This is a genomic window from Mangrovibacillus cuniculi (genome assembly GCF_015482585.1).
Taxonomy (GTDB): domain Bacteria; phylum Bacillota; class Bacilli; order Bacillales; family R1DC41; genus Mangrovibacillus; species Mangrovibacillus cuniculi.
Genome location: NZ_CP049742.1, coordinates 1841429 through 1857772, shown reverse-complemented (window position 1 = coordinate 1857772; position 16344 = coordinate 1841429). Strand labels below are relative to the sequence as shown.

The window sequence follows — 16344 nt, the reverse complement described above, 5'->3', positions numbered from 1 at the left end:
CCTAAATATCATAGTAAAAAATACACCCAATAAATATCCTTAATCATAAGAAAAATGAAACTATTTACTTCTCATTCCGTAAATATATACGAGGAAAAGGAGGAGTACAACATGTCCGCAAAACAACTTATGCAAGGAACAGGATTTCTGTTCGGAGCAGTCATTTTAGGTATTATTATTTTTACTTCTTGGTACACGGTAGATGAATCCGATCAAGCTGTTATTTTAACGTTTGGTAAAGTTGATGAAACGCATCAAGAATCTGGTTTACATTTTAAACTACCATGGCCAATCCAATCTGTTGAAAAGGTCTCTAAAGAAACATTTAGTTTACAGTTTGGTTATAAACAAAAAGATGGTGAAGTGGAATCGTTTCCTAGTGAAACAAAGATGATAACTGGTGATGAATATATCGTATTAGCAGATATGGTGGTTCAATGGAAAATTACTGATCCAGAATCATATTTATTTCAAGCAGAAGATCCTGATAAAATTCTTTACGATGCAACATCAGCTTCCCTTCGAAGCATTATTGGTAGCTCCTTAATTGATGATGCACTAACATCAGGGAAAGCAGAAATTGAACAAGAAGTATATAGTCTGCTGTCGGAGCTAATTGATGAGTATGGTATAGGTATCTCTGTGATTACTGTAAAGTTGCAAGATGTAGAACTGCCGAGTGCTGAGGTCAGAAAAGCATTTACGGATGTGACAGATGCACGAGAAACGATGAATACGAAGATTAACGAAGCACAAAAGTACCAGAATAAACGTAAGAACGAAGCAGAAGGGGAAAAAGACGCAATTATCTCTAAGGCGCAAGGAGAAAAAACTGCTCGTATCCAAGCTGCACGTGGGGATGTTGCCGTTTTTAATGAACTTTATGAACAGTATCGTTTAAATCCTGAAATTACACAAGAGCGTTTGGTGCTTGAAACATTGGAGCAAGTATTGCCGAATGCAGAGTTATATATTATGGATGATAACCAAAATACCATGAGTTATTTGCCTATTCGTCCCATTGAAAAACAAGCTCCTAAAGAAAATCAATCTGGAGGTGAAGGCCAATGAGTAACGAACAGGTGGTAAATTTGAACACAAAAAATAAAAAGATTAATAATAGACAATTGGTAAAGTTATCCATCTTCTTCACTTCCGTAATTGCTATAATGCTAATCTTTCTCACAAACGTTTATATAGTAAAAGAAGGTGAATATAAAGTTGTACGTCAGTTTGGAGAGGTTGTACGTATAGATGACCAACCTGGGTTAAAGGTAAAGATACCTTTTATTCAAAGTACGACAACGTTGCCAAAAGTAAAAATGACATACGACGTAACAGAAGAGGAGATAAACACAAAAGATAAAAAACGAATCATTATTGATAACTATTCTGTTTGGCAAATTACAGACCCTAAACTAATGATTACGAATGTTCGTTCCGTTACTGGAGCAGAGTCAAAAATGGAAGAGTATATTTATTCTGTTGTTCGCTCGGAACTTGGAAGCCTAGAGTATAAAGAAATTGTGAATGATGAAAAATCATCTCGCGGAAGTTTGAATGAACAAGTGACACTGAAAGTAAATGAATTACTTCAAAAAAATTCAATTGGTATTACAGTTTTGGATGTGCGTATGAAACGTACAGATCTTCCATCAGAGAATGAGCAGGCGGTGTACACGCGTATGATTTCAGAACGTGAGTCAAAAGCGCAAGAATATCTTTCTAAGGGAGATGCATCGAAGAATAGAATCATTGCAGAAACAGATCGAGAAGTAACGGAGCTGTTAGCACAAGCGAAAGCAGATGCATCTGTTATTCGAGCAGAAGGAGAAGCAGAAGCAGCGTCCATCTATAATCAATCATTCTCAAAAGATCCAAATTTCTATTCCTTATATAGAACGTTAGAATCTTACAAAAAGACAATTAATGACGAAACGGTCATCATGATTCCATCAACTTCATCATTTGCTAAGTATCTTCAAGGGAATAACTAAGAGGATATTGATTGTAAATTTAAAGAAAAACAGATGCATTTATTTAATAAATGTTCATCTGTTTTCTTTTTTTTTTTTGGCCAGTATTTTAATAATAATGTATTGCGAAACAGAGATATTGCAGAAATAATGCTTAAATTAAATAATATTTAGGGATTGGAGCGTAAGGGGGCGACTCCTGCGGAATAGGTGGGTAGCTGAGACCCCACAGGAGCTAAGAGCGTTACTCAGCGACCGCGACGAGGAGGCTCAGATGCCCACCCCGCGGAAAGCGTCCCCCTGTAGCGAAAATCCCATTGCAATCATTTTGCTATTTGCCCAAGCATCTTTTTGTTTCTACATATAAAAAATGTTACTATTAAACCAAAACAAGCGTTCTATTAACGCGTGCAATGGAGGATTTATATGACGAAGAAGTTAGTGTTGATTGACGGGAATTCCATCGCGTATCGTGCTTTCTTTGCACTACCTTTATTAAATAATGAAAAAGGTATTTACACGAATGCTGTTTATGGTTTTACTACCATGCTAAACAAAATTATTGAAGAAGAAAAACCTACACATATGCTTGTAGCATTTGACGCGGGTAAAACCACATTTAGACATGAATCGTACAAAGAATATAAAGGTGGCCGCCAAAAAACTCCACCTGAATTATCAGAACAATTTCCGATGATCCGTGAATTATTAAATGCTTACGATATTAAACAATACGAACTCCCAAACTATGAGGCTGATGATATTATTGGGACACTTTCAAAAGAAGCGGAAGCAGCAGACTATGAAGTAAAGGTAATCTCCGGAGATAAAGATTTAACACAATTAAGCTCGGAAAAAACAACAGTTGGAATCACGAGAAAAGGGATTACAGATATTGAGCCGTATACACCAAGTCATATTCAAGAGAAGTACGGATTAACTGCTGATCAGATTATTGATATGAAAGGTTTAATGGGTGATTCTTCCGATAATATACCTGGCGTACCTGGAGTAGGAGAAAAAACAGCCATAAAATTATTGGCTCAGTTCGGCACTATCGAAAAGATATACGACCATCTAGAAGATGTCAGTGGGAAAAAATTAAAAGAAAAACTAGAAACAAATAAAGAACTTGCGATTCTTAGTAAACAATTAGTAACTATTGAAAGAAATGCACCAATAGAAGTGAAAGTAGAAGACCTTCGTTATATAGGAGCGAATGACGAAAAGTTAATACCGCTGTTAAAAGAACTTGAATTTAACACTATTCTAGAAAAAATGAACGTGGAAGTAGAAGAAGATACACAAGAGTTAACAAACATAGAGGTAACAATACTTTCGAATTTTGAACAAGAGCACTTAGCATCTCCAAGTGCACTTCACATTGAAATAGCGGGAGAAAATTATCATCGTCAAGAAATATTAGGCGTTACCTTACATAATGAAAAAGGTACATTTTTTGTAGGTGGAGATAAGGCATTTGAATCAGAAGCCTTTACCACATGGTTCACAGACGATTCCAAAGAGAAATGGGTATACGACGCAAAGAAAACGTTTGTTGTTGGGAAACGATTTGGTTGTGAAGTAAAAGGTATTACATTTGATTTATTTTTAGCTTCTTATATTCTAAATCCTTCAGAAGCAGCGGCTGAATTTGCCGGAGTCGTTAGTAGACATGGCTTTACTAATATCTCCTCAGATGAGCAGGTATACGGAAAAGGTGCTAAATGGACAGTACCTGCAGAAGATGTGTTAGCAGATCATCTAGGACGAAAAGTGTATGGTGTATTTGCTGTAAAAGGTGAATGTACCGATGAGCTAGTTAAAAATGAGCAAATGGAACTGCTTGAAGAATTAGAGCTGCCACTTGCGCTTGTACTAGGTGCGATGGAATCTTATGGTGTAAAGGTGGATAAAGAACGATTAAATCAAATGGGGACAGAATTGTTATCGCGTTTAAAAGATATCGAGGAGAAAATCTATAGCCTAGCTGGTGATACTTTCAACATCAATTCTCCAAAACAATTAGGTGTAATTCTTTTTGAGAAATTAGAATTGCCTGTTTTGAAAAAAACGAAAACTGGATATTCGACTTCAGCAGATGTTTTAGAGAAATTAGAATCAGAACATGAAATTGTAAAAGAGATTCTTCATTATCGACAGCTATCTAAACTACAATCGACTTATGTAGAAGGATTAACAAAAGTTATAACCGACGACACTTCTAGAATTCATACCAGATATAATCAAGCGCTGACACAAACAGGTCGTTTAAGTTCTATTGACCCTAACTTACAAAACATCCCTATTAGGTTAGAAGAAGCCCGTAAAATTAGACAAGCCTTTGTGCCTTCTACAGAAGGATGGACCATTCTTGCTGCTGATTACTCTCAAATTGAGCTTAGAGTGTTAGCGCATATTGCTGATGATGAGGGGCTCAAAGAAGCTTTCTTAGAAGATCGGGATGTTCATACGAAGACCGCAATGGATGTCTTTGGTGTCAAAGAAGAGGAAGTTACCTCGTTAATGAGAAGACACGCGAAAGCTGTTAATTTTGGTATTGTTTATGGAATTAGCGATTACGGGCTATCACAAAGTTTATCTATTTCGCGTAAAGAAGCAGGAACGTTTATCGAGAAATATCTAAACAGTTTCCCAGGTGTAAAAGAGTATATGGATGAAATTGTGAAGGATGCGAAGAAACAAGGATACGTTTCAACATTACTTCACAGAAGAAGGTACTTGCCAGATATCACTAGCAGAAACTTTAATTTAAAGAGTTTTGCTGAAAGAACGGCTATGAATACTCCAATTCAAGGAAGCGCAGCAGATATTATTAAAAAGGCAATGATTGATATGCAAAATGAATTAGATGAACAAGGATTAACATCTAAGATGCTACTACAAGTACACGATGAATTGGTATTTGAAGTTCCAGAAGAAGAACTAGAACTAATGAAGGAGCTTGTACCAACAGTGATGGAGCGAGCAGCAGAACTATCTGTACCATTAAAAGCAGATGTCAGCTTTGGTCCTTCTTGGTACGAAGCAAAGTAGAAAGGAGCAAATATTTTGCCAGAATTACCAGAAGTCGAGACAGCCAGACGTACACTTCTTCATTTAGTGCAAGGGAAGAAAGTTCAATCTGTTGACGTTAGGTGGCCGAAAATTGTCAAGGAGCCTGAGTTAGACCTATTTCGTTTACAACTAGATGGAGAAGTAATTGAAACAATAGAAAGAAGAGGGAAATTTCTATTATTTGAATTATCCAATTGGACACTTATCTCCCACCTTAGAATGGAGGGGAAGTTTTCCGTTCATGACCAAGGAGATAAAGAAGAACCACACACACACGTTGTGTTCACTTTTACAGATGGAACGGAACTAAGGTATCGAGATGTAAGGAAGTTTGGTACCATGCACCTTGTAAAGAAAGGAATGGCATTACATCATTCCTCTTTAGTAGATTTAGGTCCTGAGCCTTTTTCTGCATTGTTTCAACCAGAAGTTCTACAACAAGCATTTGAAAAAACGTCTAGGTCTATTAAAGCAGTTTTATTGGATCAAAAAGCAGTAGTAGGATTAGGAAATATTTATGTGGATGAAGCATTATTCCGTGCAAAGATTCATCCGTTACGAGAAGCAAAAAGTTTAACAGAAAAAGAAATTGCCTTACTTTATCAAGAAATTATCGATACCCTTCAAGAAGCGGTAGAACTTGGAGGTAGCACGATACGAACATATGTTAATTCTCAAGGGAAAATCGGAACCTTCCAAAAAAGATTATATGTCTATGGAAGAACAGGAGAACCTTGTTTAGTTTGTGGAAAACCAATAGAGAAAATAAAAGTTGCGGGTCGAGGCACACACATATGTCTCTCTTGCCAAATCGTGCCTTAAAAAGGACGCGGAACACCTGCCCAGGCCGTCATCATATACTGGTTTAACATGACGTGCTTGGAAGGGGTTGTAAGTTTTGGCGGTTCTATTAATTTTAGCCTTTGCAGTAAGCTTAGATAGCTTTAGTGCGGGCTTTACGTATGGGTTAAGGGGAATGAAGTTACCGATAAAGTCGATAGCGATTATTGGTTTGTTTTCTGGGATAACATTAATAGTTGCTATGCTTTTAGGAAGATGGTTGAGTCAATTTTTCGACCCTACTATAGGGGAAACTTTAGGAGGGGTAATCCTCGTATTACTTGGGGCTTGGGTATTATATCAATTTTTTAGACCTGAGAAACTAACGGAAGAAAAGTTACCTCATGAAAAAGTGATTGTAAAATTAGAACTAAAGTCTATCGGATTAGTAATTCAAATTTTAAAAAGACCAACGGAAGCTGATTTTGATAAAAGTGGAACAATTACAGGAATTGAAGCAGTAATGCTGGGATTGGCCCTTTCATTGGATGCGTTTGGAGCAGGTATTGGTGCCGCACTGTTGGGTGTCTCTCCTTTAATGCTATCCACATTAGTGGGATGTATGTGTTTTATCTTCCTAGCCAGCGGACTGAAACTAGGGAAATGGTTTTCACACATATCATGGTTACAAAGACTTTCCTTTCTCCCAGGTGTGATACTGATAGTGATAGGAATTTTAAAGTTATAAGAGATAAAGGAGTACGCGAATGATTATAGGTATTACTGGTGGAATTGCTTCTGGTAAGTCTACTGCGTCTAATTATTTAGAGGATCAAGGGTACCCTGTGGTAGATGCTGATAAAATTGCAAAAGAAATTGTAGAGCCTAACAAGCCAACGTTAACCCAAATTGCAGAGCATTTTGGCCAAGGGATGCTTCATGAAGATGGTAGTTTGAATAGAGAGAAATTAGGATCTATAGTGTTTCAAAATGAAGAGGCAAGGCTTACTCTTAACTCCATTATGCACCCAGCTATTAGAAGAGAAATGCTCTTTCAAGCAGATGAATACCTAAAAGAGGGAAACCAAATAGTTTTTTTAGATATACCATTACTATTTGAAAGTAAATTAACTTCTATTGTAGATCAAACGTTATTAATTTATGTTCCAAAGGAGATACAGCTAGAGAGATTGATGCGAAGAAATGGCTATTCTCAAGAAGAAGCGCTAAGTAGAATTGCATCTCAAATGCCAATTAATGAGAAAAAGAAATTGGCAAATGTGACGATAGATAATTCAGGAAGTAAGGAAGATTTATCTATTCAATTAGATAAATACTTAAGCAACTTAAGGTACTAAGTTCAGTCTTGTCATTTAAGTTAAAGCTGCACGTTGTATGAGCGAAAGCCACTACACGATGCAGCTTTTTTGTTGTAATTAGGTACAACACAAGGGCATTCACATGATGTGGTTTGTACTGGATGAGTCTCGATTAGTACAACAGAAATATTCAGTAATTTTGCAAAAATAGATGAAAATATAGAAATATTTAAGCGCTTTCAAAATATTCTATATAGTATAGTCAAAAAAGTCCTAATGTGATATACTAATTACATATTAAGGGGTATATATGTGTTACACTAAAAGGGGGAGCAATCATGAGAATAGCGATAAACGGTTTTGGGCGTATCGGAAGAATGGTATTTCGTAGAGCGATGACAGAAGGTGACATGAACATTGTTGCAATTAATGCAAGTTACTCTGCAGAGACGTTAACACACTTGTTAAAATATGATTCCACACATGGTCCGTTTATAGGGTCTGTTGAACCGTGTTCAGAAGGTTTGCTTGTAAATGGAAAAGTGATTACATTGGTAAACGAACGAAATCCAGCCCTTCTTCCTTGGAATGAATTAGAGGTAGATATAGTTATTGAAGCTACTGGTAAATTCAACGATCGCAAAAATGCGGCACTTCACTTGGAAGCTGGAGCACAAAAAGTAATCCTTACTGCACCTGGGAAAGAAGAAGATATCACCATTGTTATGGGAGTTAATGACGAAAAGTTAAATATAGAACAACATGATATTATTTCAAATGCATCGTGTACGACAAACTGTCTGGCACCTGTGGTAAAAGCGTTACACGAAGAGTTTGGAATTGTAAATGGTTTAATGACTACAGTTCATGCTTACACGAATGATCAAAAAAATATCGATAATCCGCATAAAGATCTACGTCGTGCAAGAGCGTGTGGTCAATCCATCATCCCAACATCAACAGGAGCTGCAAAAGCTTTAGCTCTAGTACTGCCTGAATTAAAGGGGAAATTACATGGAATGGCATTACGTGTTCCAACACCAAATGTGTCATTAGTTGATCTAGTTGTAGATGTAGAAAGAGAAGTTACTGTTGATGAAGTAAACAGCATGTTTAAACGCATGTCTAGAACTTCCTTAAACGGTGTGCTAGAAGTCTGCGATGAGCCATTAGTATCCATTGACTTTAATACAAACCCTCACTCCGCTATTATTGATTCTTTATCAACAATGGTTATGGAAGGGACAAAAATCAAAGTATTAGCATGGTACGACAACGAATGGGGCTACTCATGCCGTGTAGTAGACCTAACGAAAAAAGTAGCAAGTGAAATGGGTTTGCTGGCTAAGGTGAAGATTAGTTAAAATTACTTGTGATATGAGCATTTGGAACAAACGTACGAAAGACAGGTAGATGGATGAATCTACCTGTCTTTGTTTTGTTTATAGAAATTATGGGTTAAGAAATAAAGGATTGCAGAAACCTAATCTTTGATTTAATGTTTTGTTCTAAAATTTAACAAAGGTTTTTATTAACAGTGTACACACTTGATTTTTAGGGGATGCTTCAAAAGGACATATAACAAATTGAAAAAACTCATTGCAATTCAATTTTAAACAAAGTATACTATGATTCGTGAACTTAGCGCTCACGTAGTTGAATATAGTATCATAACTACTTAAAGGGTTAGGACCTCTTCGGACTAACTTTCCCCCGTGGTAGTTATACAAAACCCAATGTCGATTGTCTTTATATTTAATTCTAGTAAAGGGGGAAACAATCAATGGAAACAATGGGTCGTCATGTCATCTCAGAGCTTTGGGGCTGTGATTTTGACAAGTTAAACGATGTTGTAGGAATTGAAAAAACGTTTGTAGATGCCGCTTTAAAGTCTGGTGCTGAAATTCGCGAGGTAGCATTTCATAAATTTGCTCCTCAGGGTGTAAGTGGTGTCGTCATTATTTCTGAATCACACCTTACGATTCACAGCTTCCCAGAACACGGCTATGCAAGCATCGATGTGTATACATGTGGAGATTTAGATCCGAACATTGCAGCGAACTACATTGCTGATGCATTAGGAGCTGAAACACGTGAAACAGTAGAGATTCCACGTGGTATGGGTCCAGTTCAAGTAAAAGCAAATTCAGAAGCTAAAGCTCTTTAAGAGTAAAAAGCTCCCCGTTAATGGGGAGCTTTTTTGTGCATTATGCATAATTGTTTTACAATTGTGTGATACGTTTTAAACTAGAATCTATTTCTTTACTTGAACTAATCGCTTATTAAATTTATCATTAAGAGAACAATATAGAACGAAAGCAGGGTTGACTGATGGGGATTTTTAAACGATTTTCAAAAGAGTGTGAAACGAGCGATGCACATGAAGATGTAACGCTACAAACACGTTATTATAAAGAATCAGGCAGAAAAATGGTGGAAGAAATAAAAGGATTAATTGAAAAGGTAGGATACAGAGTAATTTCTGTTTCTGTGGATCGCGGTGAAATCATGGCTCAAAGACCAAGAGATAAATCTGGGTTATTGGTGGTTTCTGTTGTCCAACTTACACCGATAAAAACAGCTGTAGATGTAAAGAACTCCACAGATCTCTTTATTCCAACTGGTGCTCAGCCAAAACTTAAACAAGAGATACTTTCTATATATGCAGAATTGAAAAAGAAATTTCAAGAGATTGATGGATAAGAGAATTGTTCTAAAAGGAGGTATGGAAAGTGAAGTGTCCTAGTTGCTTTCATAACGGAACAAAAGTAGTTGATTCACGCTCTACAGAAGAAGGACGTGTTACTAGACGACGAAGAGAATGTGAATCTTGTAGCTACCGATTTACAACATTTGAAAAAGTAGAAGAAGCTCCTTTAATTGTTGTGAAAAAAGAGGGAACAAGAGAAGAATTTAGTCGAGAAAAGATGTTGCGTGGATTAATAAAAGCTTGTGAGAAAAGACCGGTACCTCTTCAAGAGCTAGAAAACTTAGTTTACCAGGTAGAAAATGATTTAAGAAATCGAGGTTTATCGGAAGTAAAGTCCGTGGAAGTTGGCGAACTTGTCATGGATCGGTTGGCTAAAATTGATGAAGTTGCGTACGTTCGCTTCGCTTCTGTCTATCGTCAATTTAAAGACGTACACGTATTTATCGAAGAATTAAAAGAACTAATGAAAAAGGACTAACAGTAGAGCTAAGACACCTTAAGAGACGTCTTGGCTCTTCTCGTTCCTTTGAAGGAGAGAGCAGGACATGATTTGGAAAGACATTCAGCCTTCTGATACATATGAAGTATATCTATCCGGTTTTCTACAACCAGAACACTATCGATTGCTTACGTTATTATATCAACCTCTAATTGGTTCACTTAGTGCAGCGTTATTTCATCACCTTTCGTATGAACCTTCAATGAATCGATTGCGTAGTGAACCAACGATGCATTATTCCTTATTAGATATTCTGCAAGTCCCGTTAAGTGAATTAATATTGGCAAGAAACCGGTTAGAAGCGACGGGACTTGTGAAAGTATTTGAGAAAAAAGAAGATCAAAAAAGACATTTTCTCTATCATCTTCATGCCCCTTTACAAGCTAAGGATTTTTTTGAAGAACCAATATTGAGCGTACCGTTATATCGGAAAGTAGGACAAAGTAGATTCCAAACGTTAAAATCTCTACTTACGGACCAAGCTCCAATGAGAAAAGATTGGCAAGAGGTTACAAGATCGTATGACGATGTGTTTTCCATTGATGTTTCCAGGACGATATTAGACCCTGTCTTTCAACAAGTATCTTCTTTGGAAAAAGAGCAAAGATTTGTAACAGAAGCACAAAAAGGATCGGTTCAGTTGACGGACCAGCATATAGATCTAGATTTGTTACGATCAGGCCTAAAAGGTAACTTACTTTCGGATAAAGCAATTACATCTCAAGTATTAGCGCATGTGCAGAAGCTTGGCTTTTTATATGGAATAGATACTTTATCCATGAAAGATGAAATTTTACACAGTGTTACAGAAGAAGGGGCCATTGACTTAGAGATTTTATCTAGAAACGTGAAAGAATGGTATCGATTTAATCATAAAAAATCAGAACCATCCATGGTTGAAAAAGTTCAAAAGCCTACTAATCGTACAGTCGAGAAAGAACCAATGACACCTGAAGAAAAGCATATTCAATATTTAGAAACTGTTTCTCCTAGAGAATTATTACAAGCTCATGCAGGAGGAGGAACTCCAACTCCAGAAGATTTATCCTTGATTGCAGAAGTGATGGACTCACAAAAACTAGAACCTGGAGTAATGAATACACTAATTGAATTTGTTTTATATCGAACGAATATGAAATTAAACCGCAACTTTTTAATTAAAATTGCCTCTCACTGGGCTAGAAAACAAATAAAAACAGTTCCAGAAGCGATGAATTTGGCGAGAGAGGAACAAAAGAAATACCAAGAATGGGCAACACAGAAGAAAGACACTACTATGAAGCAACCTAGAAGGTCCAAAGCCCCTATAAGAGAAGAAAAACTTCCAGAGTGGTTAAAAGAGTATAACGAACAAAAAACGAGTCCTTCAGAACATGCAGTGATCTCAAATGAAGAACTAGAACGTAAAAAACAATTAGAAGAAAGATTGAAGAAATATAAGAAATAAGGAGGTGTCCAAATGGAGCCAATTCAACGTTCCCTACAAAAGATGATGACAGAAGATCGTTTTCAAAAACGTCTTCAGGCAATGAAAGAAGAATTATTCGAGAACGAAGATGTAAGAAAATTTCTAGAGGAAAACCAAGGCAATGTGACGATGACCATGGTGAATCAACAAATGTCTAAGCTTTATGAGTACGGTCAGGCGTCAAAAAAGTGCGAAAAATGTCCTTCATTAGGAGAGTGTATTAACACACTCCCAGGATATGCACCTACTGCTAAAATACGAAATGAATCCATCGAGCTTGATTATCGACCGTGTCCGCGACAAGAACAGGCAGTCAAATCAAGGAAGTTAGAAAAGTTAATTCAAAGTTTTCATATGCCAAAAGATATCGTGCAAGCGAATATGGCTGATTTAAAAATGGATTTTGCAGGACGATATGATGCAATTGAAGCGGCAGAAGCTTTTATTTCACAATACGAAAAAGGTAAATCAGTAAAAGGGCTTTACCTATTTGGTCAATTTGGTGTAGGTAAATCCTATTTATTGGGAGCTATTGCAAATGAACTTGCGGAAAGAAAACAGGCATCATCCCTAATGGTCTATGCACCTGAATTTTTCCGAGAAATGAAACAATCATTAGCGGATAAGACCGTAGATGTAAAAATGGATGCGCTAAAAGAAGCAGAAATTCTCCTGTTAGACGATATTGGAGCAGAATCGATGTCCAGTTGGATTCGCGATGAAATTTTAGGTCCTATATTGCAGTACCGAATGAATGAAAAACTTCCAACGTTGTTCTCTTCTAACTTTAACTTTGAAGAGCTTTTACATCATTTAACCTACTCTCAACGTGGAGAAAAAGAAGATATGAAAGCTAGAAGAATTATGGAGCGTATAGAGTATTTATCGGAACCTGTACAAGTCTCGGGTCCAAATTTACGTTCTCGTAAATAATTTTGTTCACTCAGACGTCTAAATGGTCCAAGCTTCCCATATATATCAAGTAGATTGACCTTGATTCTACAGGGAGGGATTCGTTTGGATCTATTATTAAAAGACGTTCGTGATGTCGAATGGTTTCAATCGAAGCTCTCAATTCAAAGCATTCCCTACCAATTAGATTCATCCGTGTTATATGCTAAAACACAAATGCTTTTGTCATTTCAACATAGAGATCTTGGCTGGGACGGATTAACGGATTTGTTAACTTCGTTTATCCATGAGCGTAAACGCTTGGATTGGGTTCTTCACATTATTAAAGATGTTTTCCTTTACAAAGATGAATTAGAAATAGAGAGAATTTTTTCTATAACTGATGAATTAATGACTGGTGAAAGAGAAGATTTGCTCCCTTTTATTAAAAAGAAATTCCCAAAAATTCCAGAAGAGATTATTACGTTTCTTTGGTCATACGAGGGCGCTTTATCTCTTGATTCTTTCTTTTCCTTTAGAGGTAGACCTTTTTTAGACTCGGTTACACAATATGTAGAAGTAGCGATTGACGAATATAAAATGGAGCAGGAATATCAAAATTATTTGGATTGGATTAGAAGGTATGTTGCCGATAAATCTTCTGTGGAAGAGACAGTCCATGTGCACTTAACGGGAAGTCCTGTTTTATACGACGCAAAAGGTAATTATTTTAAAGAATCTGATTTACAAAAACACATTGATAGAAGGTTGATGAGTCATCATCCTATCTATGTTGATTCTCAATTAATTGCGCCTTTATTAAGCCTATCGCCTAAAAGAATCTATTTTTACACGGATTCACCTAATCAGCCGATAATTCGAACATGTTTAGCTATTTTCGAGGAAAAATTAGAAGTATTAGCTATGGAGTCTTTTCCTTTTCGTTTAGATATATCAAAAGCAAATTTTTAGGTGAATGACTATTGCATTTTAGTGGCAACCTCTCTATAATACGTTACATAACATTATCTAATCTCAATGTAATGATGAGGACATGATAGCGATGTACGGTTTCTAGAGAGGGAAGCATTTGGTGAAAGCTTCCTAACACGACATATGCTGTTACCACCTTTGAACACTAGCCCGAAATGTATAGTAGGCGCTAGCGGCTGCAGACCGTTATCTGAACTGGAGTCAAACAGCTTAGTCTGTTTGAAAACTAGGGTGGAATCACGATTTCAAACTCGTCCCTTTTATAGGGGCGGGTTTTTTATTATTTATTGGGTTAAATTCCCAATTATTCTGAAGGAGGCTACCGAAAATGGCAGAAAACATTCAATTAGTATTTCCAGACGGCGCGGTAAAGGAGTTTCCTGTAGGGACAACAACAGAAGAAGTTGCTGGATCTATCAGCCCTGGACTAAAGAAAAAAGCATTAGCTGGTAAAGTAGATGGTGAGTTATTTGATTTACGTACTGCTTTATCAAAGGGCGGAGCATTTGAAATTGTGACACCTGATCATGGAGATGCATTAGAAATTCTTCGTCACAGTTCTGCTCACCTTTTAGCACAGGCACTTAAACGTTTATATGGGAATGTAAACTTAGGAGTAGGGCCTGTAATTGAAAGTGGCTTCTATTATGATGTTGATGTAGAAGAAGTAATTTCTGCAGAAGACTTCCCTAAGATTGAAAAAGAGATGAAGAAGATTATTTCTGAAAATATCTCTATTGAGCGTATTGAAGTATCTCGTGATGAAGCGGCAAAACGCTTTGAAGAAATGGGAGATCCGTACAAAATTGAATTGCTTGAAGCGATTCCAGCAGATGAAACAGTAACACTTTACGAGCAAGGAGAATTCGTTGACCTTTGCCGCGGTGTACACGTCCCATCAACAGGCAAATTAAAAGAGTTCAAACTGTTAAGCGTTGCAGGTGCTTACTGGCGTGGAAACAGTGACAATAAAATGCTTCAACGTATTTACGGAACTGCTTACTTCACTAAAGATGATCTAAAAGAACATCTTCGTTTGTTAGAAGAAGCGAAAGAGCGTGACCACCGTAAATTAGGAAAAGAACTTTCCTTATTTACAAACTCTCAAAAAGTAGGGCAAGGTTTACCGCTTTGGTTACCAAAAGGAGCAAAAATCCGTCGTGTTATCGAGCGCTACATTGTAGACAAAGAAGAAAAACTTGGTTACGACCACGTTTATACTCCAGTTCTAGGTAGCGTTGAGCTATACAAAACAAGTGGTCACTGGGATCACTATCAAGATGGAATGTTCCCAGCAATGTCAATGGACAATGAAGACTTAGTACTTCGTCCAATGAACTGTCCACACCATATGATGATTTATAAAAATGACATTCACAGCTATCGTGAACTTCCAATCCGTATCGCAGAATTGGGAATGATGCACCGTTACGAAATGTCTGGAGCACTTGCTGGATTACAGCGTGTACGTGGAATGACGTTAAATGATGCACATATCTTCGTTCGTCCTGATCAAATCAAAGCAGAGTTCCAACGTGTGGTTCGCTTAATTCAAGAAGTGTACAAAGATTTCGGTTTAGAAAACTACTCCTTCCGTTTATCTTACCGTGATCCAGAAGATACTGAGAAATACTTTGATGACGATGCGATGTGGGAACGCGCGCAATCGATGATCAAAGAAGCGATGGATGAGCTAGATCTTGACTACTTTGAAGCAGAAGGCGAAGCGGCATTCTACGGTCCAAAACTAGACGTGCAAGTTCGTACTGCTTTAGGAAAAGACGAAACTCTATCGACTGTTCAATTAGACTTCTTGTTACCAGAGCGTTTCGACTTAACTTACGTTGGAGAAGATGGAAAGCAGCACCGTCCGGTAGTAATCCACCGAGGTGTTGTATCTACAATGGAACGTTTTGTAGCCTTCTTAATTGAAGAATACAAAGGTGCACTTCCAACTTGGTTATCACCAGTTCAAGTAGAAATCATTCCGGTATCGTTGGATGTTCATGGTGACTATGCAGAGCGTGTTCGTGAACAACTTCAGGCGGCAGGATTACGAGTAGAAGTTGACGTGCGTGATGAAAAATTAGGATACAAAATCCGTGAGGCGCAAATGCAGAAGATCCCTTACATGCTAGTAGTAGGAGATCAAGAAGTAGAAGGAAACGCAGTAAACGTCCGTAAATACGGAGAACAAAAATCAGAAACAATTTCATTTGATGCATTCCTTGAGCAACTTTTAGCTGAAGTGAAGCGTGGATAATGATTGATAGGTGACCCTCCAGCTTGGCTGGGGGGTTATTTTTTGTGTGGGCTGATAAAAAGTGAGCATAAGTCGACGAAAGTGTGCAGAGGCAAAGGAAAAGTGAGCAGAAGTCCATAAAAGTGTGCAGAGGCAAAGGAAAAGTGAGCAGAAGTCCATAAAAGTGTGCAGAGGCAAAGGAAAAGTGAGCAGAAGTCCACGAAAGTGTGCAGAGACGAGGGAAAAGTGAGCAGAAGTCCACGAAAGTGTGCAGAGACAAAGGAAAAGTGAGCAGAAGTCCATAAAAGTGTGCAGAGACGAGGGAAAAGTGAGCAGAAGTTCACGAAAGTGTGCAGAGACGAGGGAAAAGTGAGCAGAAGTCCACGAA

Annotated in this window: 14 protein-coding genes and 1 other annotated feature; all 14 genes read left to right on the top strand. The window is 37.4% G+C overall.

What is annotated here, in order from left to right:
* Positions 1-111: 111 nt before the first annotated feature.
* The 14 genes from hflK (at position 112) to thrS (ending at position 15977) form a co-directional block, all read left to right on the top strand.
* Positions 112-1071 (top strand): FtsH protease activity modulator HflK, encoded by a 960-nt coding sequence (hflK, locus tag G8O30_RS09570; RefSeq protein ID WP_239671863.1) that lies wholly within the window; start codon positions 112-114, stop codon positions 1069-1071.
* Positions 1068-1997, top strand: a complete 930-nt coding sequence (hflC, locus tag G8O30_RS09565) for a protease modulator HflC (protein WP_239671862.1) — start codon at positions 1068-1070, stop codon at positions 1995-1997. Before hflK ends, hflC begins: the two co-directional genes overlap by 4 nt.
* 405 nt (positions 1998-2402) lie before the next feature.
* Positions 2403-5033, top strand: a complete 2631-nt coding sequence (gene polA, locus G8O30_RS09560; RefSeq protein ID WP_239671861.1) for a DNA polymerase I — start codon at positions 2403-2405, stop codon at positions 5031-5033.
* Positions 5034-5048: 15 nt separating this feature from the next.
* A complete protein-coding gene (gene mutM / locus G8O30_RS09555) occupies positions 5049-5876 on the top strand; it encodes a DNA-formamidopyrimidine glycosylase (protein WP_239671860.1) in 828 nt (275 codons plus the stop codon).
* 76 nt (positions 5877-5952) lie between these two features.
* Positions 5953-6582 (top strand): sporulation membrane protein YtaF, encoded by a 630-nt coding sequence (gene ytaF, locus G8O30_RS09550; protein WP_239671859.1) that lies wholly within the window; start codon positions 5953-5955, stop codon positions 6580-6582.
* A gap of 19 nt (positions 6583-6601) precedes the next feature.
* A complete protein-coding gene (coaE, locus tag G8O30_RS09545; protein ID WP_239671858.1) occupies positions 6602-7192 on the top strand; it encodes a dephospho-CoA kinase in 591 nt (196 codons plus the stop codon).
* A gap of 299 nt (positions 7193-7491) precedes the next feature.
* Entirely contained in the window at positions 7492-8517 is a 1026-nt protein-coding gene (locus G8O30_RS09540; RefSeq protein WP_239671857.1) for a glyceraldehyde-3-phosphate dehydrogenase, read from the top strand.
* Between the two features lie 419 nt (positions 8518-8936).
* Complete coding sequence (gene speD, locus G8O30_RS09535; protein WP_239671856.1) at positions 8937-9320, top strand: adenosylmethionine decarboxylase; 384 nt, start codon at positions 8937-8939, stop codon at positions 9318-9320.
* 164 nt (positions 9321-9484) lie between these two features.
* Entirely contained in the window at positions 9485-9856 is a 372-nt protein-coding gene (locus G8O30_RS09530; protein ID WP_239671855.1) for a hypothetical protein, read from the top strand.
* Between the two features lie 29 nt (positions 9857-9885).
* Complete coding sequence (gene nrdR / locus G8O30_RS09525; RefSeq protein ID WP_239671854.1) at positions 9886-10341, top strand: transcriptional regulator NrdR; 456 nt, start codon at positions 9886-9888, stop codon at positions 10339-10341.
* A 67-nt stretch (positions 10342-10408) separates the two neighbouring features.
* Positions 10409-11809: a replication initiation and membrane attachment family protein gene (locus G8O30_RS09520; protein ID WP_239671853.1), complete on the top strand. Its 1401-nt coding sequence runs from the start codon at positions 10409-10411 to the stop codon at positions 11807-11809.
* A 12-nt stretch (positions 11810-11821) separates the two neighbouring features.
* The gene (gene dnaI / locus G8O30_RS09515) at positions 11822-12763 is read left to right on the top strand and encodes a primosomal protein DnaI (protein ID WP_239671852.1); all 942 of its coding nucleotides are present in this window, start codon (positions 11822-11824) and stop codon (positions 12761-12763) included.
* 84 nt (positions 12764-12847) lie between these two features.
* Positions 12848-13693, top strand: a complete 846-nt coding sequence (locus G8O30_RS09510) for a putative sporulation protein YtxC (protein WP_239671851.1) — start codon at positions 12848-12850, stop codon at positions 13691-13693.
* A 62-nt stretch (positions 13694-13755) separates the two neighbouring features.
* Positions 13756-13976: a binding site (T-box leader), on the top strand.
* A gap of 66 nt (positions 13977-14042) precedes the next feature.
* A complete protein-coding gene (gene thrS / locus G8O30_RS09505; RefSeq protein ID WP_239671850.1) occupies positions 14043-15977 on the top strand; it encodes a threonine--tRNA ligase in 1935 nt (644 codons plus the stop codon).
* Positions 15978-16344: the final 367 nt, after the last annotated feature.

Excerpts from the sequence above, each read along its gene's own strand:
- hflC (WP_239671862.1), top strand. The coding sequence starts at position 1,068 with ATGAGTAACGAACAGGTGGTAAATTTGAACACAAAAAATAAAAAGATT.
- speD (WP_239671856.1), top strand. The coding sequence starts at position 8,937 with ATGGAAACAATGGGTCGTCATGTCATCTCAGAGCTTTGGGGCTGTGAT.
- G8O30_RS09530 (WP_239671855.1), top strand. The coding sequence starts at position 9,485 with ATGGGGATTTTTAAACGATTTTCAAAAGAGTGTGAAACGAGCGATGCA.
- polA (WP_239671861.1), top strand. The coding sequence starts at position 2,403 with ATGACGAAGAAGTTAGTGTTGATTGACGGGAATTCCATCGCGTATCGT.
- coaE (WP_239671858.1), top strand. The coding sequence starts at position 6,602 with ATGATTATAGGTATTACTGGTGGAATTGCTTCTGGTAAGTCTACTGCG.
- thrS (WP_239671850.1), top strand. The coding sequence starts at position 14,043 with ATGGCAGAAAACATTCAATTAGTATTTCCAGACGGCGCGGTAAAGGAG.
- G8O30_RS09540 (WP_239671857.1), top strand. The coding sequence starts at position 7,492 with ATGAGAATAGCGATAAACGGTTTTGGGCGTATCGGAAGAATGGTATTT.
- G8O30_RS09520 (WP_239671853.1), top strand. The coding sequence starts at position 10,409 with ATGATTTGGAAAGACATTCAGCCTTCTGATACATATGAAGTATATCTA.
- hflK (WP_239671863.1), top strand. The coding sequence starts at position 112 with ATGTCCGCAAAACAACTTATGCAAGGAACAGGATTTCTGTTCGGAGCA.
- dnaI (WP_239671852.1), top strand. The coding sequence starts at position 11,822 with ATGGAGCCAATTCAACGTTCCCTACAAAAGATGATGACAGAAGATCGT.